The following is a 5,614-nucleotide window of genomic DNA, read 5'->3' as shown; positions in this document are numbered from 1 at the left end:
TCTGGAACAGCGAAACAAAGGAATGGGACGGGGCCGAACACCTACTAACCCCACTGACAAAGCTTTACGCAGAGCAGCTGTGGGACTAACAACAACCCGAACTCACGGGTCTAACACTTACTAAGTATGGAGCAACAACGTGGGCGACTACAGCGAACAGGCCAGGAGGCTGGTTGAAGGTTTGAAGAAAGGTCCCGGTACAGAGGGACATGAGAAGGGCGGACAGTTTGAGGAGGTGCACCGTGAGGGCAACCGGGTACCCCGACTTGAGCAGCTGCGGCGGCTGAAAAGGAACGGGCGGAGGCTGACGGCTGAGGACTCCCTGGAGCTGCACGACCTGGAGATGGCTGAGCGGGCGAAGTTCTTTGAGGCAGCTGAACGGTGTCAGCGGAAAGACGGCAGCACCTACGGCACCAGGGGCAAGTGCAGGAAGGGCACCCTTGTGGCGGCTAACACCATTGACGCACTGAGAAAGCGGTTCGAGACGGCGAAGCAGGAGGCGAAGGCGACGGCAAAAGCAGTCGAGGCGAAGGGCGGTGCCAACGCCACACCGGAGGAAAGGGGGCGTTTGATTGAGGCGTGGCGGAAACTGAACGAGGTGAAAACGACACTTGAGAAGGCCGAGTGGGATCGCAAGGCGGATGAGCGGGAGGCCCAGGCCGCTGCTGACCGTGCCAAGCGACAGAAGCCAGGAATGCCAGGGAGAACTCAGGAACTGACCCGTGAGCAGATCATGAGTGCGGTGGGAACGGTTGACTGATCAGAATTTTGGACCATTCTTTACCGACAGGAGCCCCTTAAGGCGGCATAAATTTAATTGATGCATGGGCGACCATGTATTGATTGACATAACCCCTATGGGATCCGAAAAGAATAGCAAAAATGGTTAAATATTCTGATCAGTTGGTAGCACTTGGGTAAAACCACATAGACAGCAGCGTTGGGCAGGTTTACGAAGCCTTACACAACGCTATGTTCAATACAGCTACACGAGGACGATACGTGCCCACAGCAGAGAAGAAAGAAAAGCTGCGGAAGACCGTGTTGGGCGGTGCGATGACGACAAAACGACTGACTCAGGCACTGCCGGATGCGGAAAATCTCGGCCTTCATATGCACTTCCTGAACCAAAAATACTTCCCTCTTATCTGCTTCACGGACCCCGAAGTCGGAACGGTGGAGCAATGGAAGGAGAAGGCGAAAACCTACAAGCAGGAGCTGGTCTACATCATTAACCGACTCGAAGCACTGACTGCTTGACACCACCCTTACCAGCCCGACTGGAGAACGAAATGACAGAACAACAGAAGACAACCGACGCCACTCTGCAAGGTGACCTGAAAGAAATTGCTTTCAGAACACTGCGCGAGTGGCTTTGCTGCAACGACTTCAGAGGACGAATCCCTGTAGAGGAGGTACTTGACACCACCTGGATTGGTAGGGCCATCCAAGACCTGAAAGAACGAAAAGGGTGGCAGTGGTACAAAAGTGAGGAAGGCCGGTACCTCCAACAACTGAAAAAGGAGGTGGTTGACACCTGGGTCGAGAACGGTTGGGTGCAGTTGTCCTGCCCCCGGCTCGGCCGTCGTCGAGTCGCCGAGTACAGCAGCAATACCATCAGGAAGGCGATGGCCATGTGGAACAACGGTTGCCAGGGGTACGTGAGTGACAGCAGCTGGAGTTGGGCCGGGTCAGTGCTAGGTGAAAACAGTAACAAGAACAAACTATTCATCATCACCCTGACTGATGAGGTGTTTGGTGAGGTTTACCGCCAGATTGACCACAAAGACCTGGATGGGTCGACCAGAGAGGAACTGGCGGTCATCCTTGACCTGCCGAAGCGAGTGGCGAACCACTTCATGCGGTACCTGGTGCAGTCAGGCGAGTGGAAAGTGGTCTTGAGAAGCACTTCATCAGGAAGGAAACGGGTGCTGATTCGCCAGCACACACCACAAGCAATGGCCGGTAGCAACAGAGGAATAAAGCCATGAAAAGCACCGAACGCAAGGTGCTCAAGCTGGGCATCAGTGAACGCGACCTGCAACGGTTCATCCGAGTGCAGTCAGAAGAGCAGACACCGACGCTGGCCAAGACCCTGAGCCGACTGCTGGACGACTACGAGCGTGCCAACGGAGTCAGAACACCGCTACCCACCCTCCGAAAAGGACCGGCAGCAACACAGAGGCTTGCAAGACCATGACCAACGCACCTGACCCCTACCACCTGTACGCCGAACACCTTGCTGGCGGTGACGCCGCTGAGGTCGAACTGAAGGGTGAAACCTACCGATTTCAGTTTCACGGACCAACCACCGGAATCATGGACAACTGGTTGAAGGTTGAACGGGTGATCGACGGAAATACACACCGCTTCGGTCCGGGCCACTGCTCGGAGTTGGTGTGGCGCGCTTACTACCACGCTGAGCGCGGGTGGGAGAAACAACCCATGCCTGCCTACAAGGAGGTTCACCTTCGCGACCAATACGATCCACCCCTAACCTAGACACTTGAGGACTGACACTATGAACAACGACGCACAAGACCTAACTGACCCAACCGAACTTAATCGATACCTCGACTCACTATTCGAAGAGATGAAAGCAGAGGGGGACAAGGGAGGTGAAGACCCGAGGACCGAAGAACTACTTGCTCTTCTCGACGGTCCATTCAAAACTCTCCGTGATGACACATTCCCTGACCTGGATCGACTGCTTGTTTACGACCCAGAAGCCAAACCCGTGGTCCAGGCACTGACCTTTGACGAGGCGGCGGCAAGGTACAAGTGCGGAAGGGCTGGCAGCCGTTGGACCCGGGAGTGCCTTGAGAAGATCAAGAAAGACAAGCGGCAGTGCCTTCAGGAGACACTGGACAGCTACCACCTCAGGGACCAGGGGGACGAGGAAAGTGACCTGCCTTGCTCAACGCCTTGCCTCATCGTTCGAGGTCAGCAGTTCCCCTACTCGTGGGGGGTTGTGAAGGCTCACCTTGACTAAGGGTGAGTTCTGCCATGCGGGAGCTGGGCAAATAGAGAAGACATACAATCACGCAGAACAGAGGAGTATTGGATCACTAGGAGTAGGAGGCACCATGAAGGAGATGTAAACGACCGTAAACACCCGGACCCATGGAGCTACCCTCTATTGATAAGCGGCTAAGCAATGGCTAGCATTTCTCATGTAGCTGGCCAAGCGGTAATGGCTTTCAAGTCTGAGGAAGAACGACTTAAGTACGAAGCCGAGATGCAGGCCTTTCACGAGAGAACCCGTCGAGAGTACGGCCTAGCTTCTAATAAAGGCGCGCAGCGAAGCCCCGTCCGCATGCTTACGGAGGGAGAAAAAGTCAACCTCAACACGAACGCCAATACATCTGCTGGCGGTGGATGCGCGATGATCCTTCTTGGAGTCCCCTGCTTGCTCTTCCCACCTCTGGGTTTGTTCCTGATTGTTCTTGGCATTGTTAGCATGGTGTCTGCAGTTCGAGACGGGGCGCGACTAGAAGAGGACAGTCGCCGATTAGGCTGAGATTCGTCCGTCTTTCGTTGCAGTCTCTTTCGCACTGCAGCTAAATTCCCACAACCTGTTTACGACTCATGAAAAGCACCCTCTTTATCGCCCTGTCCCTTGCCTCGCTCACTGCTCCAGTTCAGGCTGCAAGCTGCTCTGACCTATCTGCAAAGCGTGCGAGCTATGTGCAGCAGGCCGAGGATGCTTACACTCGTCAGAGCTACGCGGTATCCAAGAAGCTAATGGAGCTTGCCGAGGCGAAGAGTGCCGAGCTCAAAGTCAAAGGGTGTCGCTGACAATTTCTCGTCACTCTGGGCAGGGGGACAGGTTGGCGTGGAGCTCTCAAAGCAACATGGACAGAACCGGCTGGTAGATGTTGCTGGCCAAAGCTGAAACACACAGCGAATACGTCGACTTTGAGACTTGCTAGTGCGTGACACATGACGCGGGCTTCGAGTGCGAAGCGGCGGTCCAAGTCTCAAAAACGGCTTCTCAGTTCGTATTAATTTGCTAGCCGGTCCCTGAGTCCTCCTCCTCGGACTCCCCAGCCAGCTCCAACGCGTTTACTGGCCTCCGCTCGGTCTCCCGAGCTCCGTAGGTCCTTGGCGTGGCCTCCGACGCCCGTCTGACGAGGTCCTGGCGGTCGTAGTGCTTCTGCAGCACTTCCACAGTGTGGTTGGCCAGGCGGGCGACCAGGTACACGTCCACTCCCTTCTCAAGCAGGTCGGTCACGAATGTGCTTCGTGTGCTGTAGAGGTTCAGGTGTGTCAGGCCTAGCTCTGCTCTCAGCACGTCCCAGGTTTTGCTCCACTGGGTGTACGGGTACGGCTTGCTTGTGGCTGGGTTGCCGAAGACCAGGTCTGTTGGCTCCAACGGTCTGAACCCGTTTTCTTTTCGGTACGCCTGAACAAACTCCAGCCAGGCCTTTAGGTACCTCCCCGCCAAGCTCGGTACTGTCCGGTCCCTTTTGTTCTTTGTGCCTGGAGCCTTGCGCACCGTGACAAGGGCCAGCAGTTCCTTCTCCCCTGTTTTCGTCGAGACCGTGCGGCCTTCTTGAAACTGAACCTCTGACCACCGAAGCCTTGCAACCAGCTCTGACGGCCGGTTGCCGACCCAGCGGGCAGTTTGCAGGTAGCGACGGAAGCACTGCCGCCAGTAGCGGTGGGAGGCCCGCTTAAGCGGCTCCTCTGACCAGGTCCGCAGGTGCCTCCAAGTTTTTTCCCACTCCTTTGAGCTGAAGGGCGGGTTGGCTTCAAAAGTGTCGTCGTAGGTGTCGCGCAGCTTCACCCTTGGTTCAACACCAGTCAGACCTCGTTGCTTGAGGTACTTGGTGAAGAACGTTCTAAAGGCGGTCAACTCGCGGTTCAGGGTGCTGTCCTTGACGCCTGTGGTCTTTTGACTGCGCTTCACCAGCTTTGGTGACACATTCAGGCGCCACTGCCGGTAGTCGTTGAGTCCGTCAGCTGGAAAGTCTCGAACAAACCGAAAACCCTTGTGTTTGCAGTACAGCAGGAAAACTGTCGAGAACAGGGTTCTTGTGCACCTCAAGGTGTTCGCGCTCACCTCGCTGTCTGCACAGCGCTGGTCCTGCAGCTTCATGTACTCCCCTACTACCTGTTCCAGAGAGGTTCCCAGTGGCGAGCCACCGGCTTCAGCCGTGTTCCGCCAGACCCTCCAGGTTTTAACAGCGAACTCCTTTGCTTCCTCAAGGTCGTTGGTCTTGCAGCTCTTCGTGGCGTAGCGACGCTCCCCAGACAGGTACAGCCGGGCGCAGTAGTACGGCTTGGTGGCGTAGAGGACAACCTCCACCTCGCCGCCCAGAAGGGGGTGGCGCTCAAGGACACGAGGCAAGGACCAACACGGGCGACCGCCGCGACGTCAGAAGTCCGGACGCTAGCCCAGTTTTATTGGTCGTTTGCTGGTCTGTGCAGTTTACCCGGCGCAGAAGGCTTGCAAAGTCAGGGCTTCCGGAAGGGTTGCACTTCTGTCCTGGAAGTTCACGCTGCTGTGCTGGGCTTTGGATCGATTCTGCCCAGTAGGGGGGCCTCAGCCTCCAGGCACACAACCCGATCACGCCCCCCACGCTTGGCCGTGTAGAGAACCTGATCAGCC

General features: G+C 56.3%; 8 protein-coding genes. 7 read left to right on the top strand and 1 reads right to left on the bottom strand.

Annotated features, from left to right (window positions below):
• Nucleotides 1-139 precede the first annotated feature (139 nt).
• The 7 genes from KBY72_RS14190 to KBY72_RS14160 all read left to right on the top strand — a co-directional run bounded on the left by KBY72_RS14190 (nucleotide 140) and on the right by KBY72_RS14160 (nucleotide 3,798).
• Complete coding sequence (locus KBY72_RS14190; protein WP_254960069.1) at nucleotides 140-760, top strand: hypothetical protein; 621 nt, start codon at nucleotides 140-142, stop codon at nucleotides 758-760.
• Between the two features lie 242 nt (nucleotides 761-1,002).
• Complete coding sequence (locus tag KBY72_RS14185) at nucleotides 1,003-1,260, top strand: hypothetical protein (protein WP_254960068.1); 258 nt, start codon at nucleotides 1,003-1,005, stop codon at nucleotides 1,258-1,260.
• Between the two features lie 32 nt (nucleotides 1,261-1,292).
• Nucleotides 1,293-1,991, top strand: coding sequence for a hypothetical protein (locus KBY72_RS14180; RefSeq protein WP_254960067.1), 699 nt, complete (start codon nucleotides 1,293-1,295; stop codon nucleotides 1,989-1,991).
• Nucleotides 1,988-2,200, top strand: a complete 213-nt coding sequence (locus KBY72_RS14175) for a hypothetical protein (protein WP_254960066.1) — start codon at nucleotides 1,988-1,990, stop codon at nucleotides 2,198-2,200. Before KBY72_RS14180 ends, KBY72_RS14175 begins: the two co-directional genes overlap by 4 nt.
• Nucleotides 2,197-2,502, top strand: a complete 306-nt coding sequence (locus KBY72_RS14170; protein WP_254960065.1) for a hypothetical protein — start codon at nucleotides 2,197-2,199, stop codon at nucleotides 2,500-2,502. The genes KBY72_RS14175 and KBY72_RS14170 overlap by 4 nt, the downstream gene beginning before the upstream one ends.
• A 19-nt stretch (nucleotides 2,503-2,521) precedes the next feature.
• Nucleotides 2,522-2,992: a hypothetical protein gene (locus KBY72_RS14165; protein ID WP_254960064.1), complete on the top strand. Its 471-nt coding sequence runs from the start codon at nucleotides 2,522-2,524 to the stop codon at nucleotides 2,990-2,992.
• Nucleotides 2,993-3,588: 596 nt separating this feature from the next.
• On the top strand, nucleotides 3,589-3,798 hold the full coding sequence (locus KBY72_RS14160) for a hypothetical protein (RefSeq protein WP_254960063.1): 210 nt from the start codon (nucleotides 3,589-3,591) through the stop codon (nucleotides 3,796-3,798).
• 214 nt (nucleotides 3,799-4,012) lie between these two features.
• Here the strand turns inward: KBY72_RS14160 and KBY72_RS14155 are convergent, their stop codons facing one another.
• Complete coding sequence (locus KBY72_RS14155; RefSeq protein WP_254960062.1) at nucleotides 4,013-5,311, bottom strand: tyrosine-type recombinase/integrase; 1,299 nt, start codon at nucleotides 5,309-5,311, stop codon at nucleotides 4,013-4,015.
• Between the last annotated feature and the right edge of the window lie 303 nt (nucleotides 5,312-5,614).

The sequence above is a fragment of the Cyanobium sp. BA5m-21 genome (assembly GCF_024346235.1).
GTDB lineage: Bacteria > Cyanobacteriota > Cyanobacteriia > PCC-6307 > Cyanobiaceae > Cyanobium_A > Cyanobium_A usitatum.
The sequence above is the reverse complement of the archived record's forward strand: the minus strand, read 5'-3'. Positions and strand labels throughout refer to the sequence as shown.